This is a genomic window from Arthrobacter sp. HMWF013 (assembly GCF_003061105.1).
GTDB lineage: Bacteria > Actinomycetota > Actinomycetes > Actinomycetales > Micrococcaceae > Arthrobacter.
In genome coordinates this window covers 1-1,232 of sequence record NZ_QAIQ01000597.1, presented here as the reverse complement: position 1 = coordinate 1,232, position 1,232 = coordinate 1, and the positions used below count along the sequence as shown (strand labels likewise).

The 1,232-nt window shown below is 64.9% G+C and carries 1 protein-coding gene and 1 pseudogene; both read right to left on the bottom strand.

The features are described from left to right. On the bottom strand, positions 1-1,053 hold a 1,053-nt coding region (locus DBR22_RS20200; RefSeq protein WP_258229339.1), incomplete at its 3' end, for an ABC transporter permease. Beyond that, a pseudogene (locus DBR22_RS20195) lies at positions 1,050-1,232 on the bottom strand (ABC transporter permease); the annotation flags it as partial. The gene DBR22_RS20200 and the pseudogene DBR22_RS20195, both read right to left, overlap by 4 nt.

Below are 1,232 nucleotides of genomic sequence, written 5' to 3'. Positions count from 1 at the left end.
GGTAAAGAACGAACCGCCGATCCCGGCCACCGCGCCGCCAAGGGTGACGTTCCAGAAACGGGTGGCGTTGACCTTGATGCCCAGGGTGTCGGCGGCCTGCGGGTGTTCGCCCACGGAACGGACCCGCAGGCCCCACTTCGTCTTGAACAATCCGACCCACACCACAGCTACGGCCACATACATCAGGTAGCCCACTACGGACTGCTTGAAGAGGATGGGGCCCAGGACAGGAATGCTGGACAGGATCGGGATCTCGATGATGGGCAGCCGGCCCGGGGAGTTGAACATGTCCTTGTCCGCCTGCATCACAGTGCTGAACAGGAAGCCGGTGAGGCCCGAGATCAGCACGTTCAGCACGACGCCGACGATGATCTGGTTGACCACATACCTGATGCTGAAGACTGCCAGCACCATGGACACCAGGGCACCGGCGACGGCCGCGGCGAGCAGCCCCAGATAGGGGCTGTCCGTCAGGCTGGCCACGATGGCGGCCGTGAATGCACCTCCCAGGAGCTGGCCCTCGATGGCGATGTTCACGACGCCGGAGCGTTCGCACAGGACACCTGACAGCGAGCCGAAAACAATCGGCACCGCAAGGGTGACGGACCCGGCGATGAGGCCGGCCAGCGAGATGCTGGGGGTCCTTGCGCCGCCGACGACCCAGATCAGGAAGGCCACCACGAACAGGACAGTGAAAGCGACCGGCAGCCAGCGGGGCGGCCGGGCGTTCTTGGTCTTCAGGAACATGGCGTAGCCCGCGAGGCCCAGCAGGATCACGGAAAGCAGGATCCCTGCCCCGAAGGCCGGCACTTCAATGGCCGGCAGTTGGAAGAAGTCGCCGCCGGAGGAGATGCCGAATTTGGCCGTTGCCTGTGGACCCATCAGGCCAAAGAAGATGAACGCGACCACGGCCAGCGCGAGCAGCGTGACCGGCAGCTTCCAGGTGACGGGCTTCCCGGAGTATGCCGCGGCGCCGGTGCCGTCCGGCTGTGGTTTCCCCTGCTGTGGCTTGACGGGTCTTCCCGGGACGGGTGAGGTTGCTGTTGTGCTCATGCTGCACCTCCGGTGGTTGCTGCCTTCGGGGATTTGCCGGCGGTTGCGGCCTTCTTCTTACGGGCGTTGAGTCCGAAGACCGCACGGACCAGCGGCGGCGCGGCGATGAACAGCACAATGAGCGACTGCACCACCAGCACGATGTCGATGGGGGTTCCGGTCTGGATCTGCATCTGGAC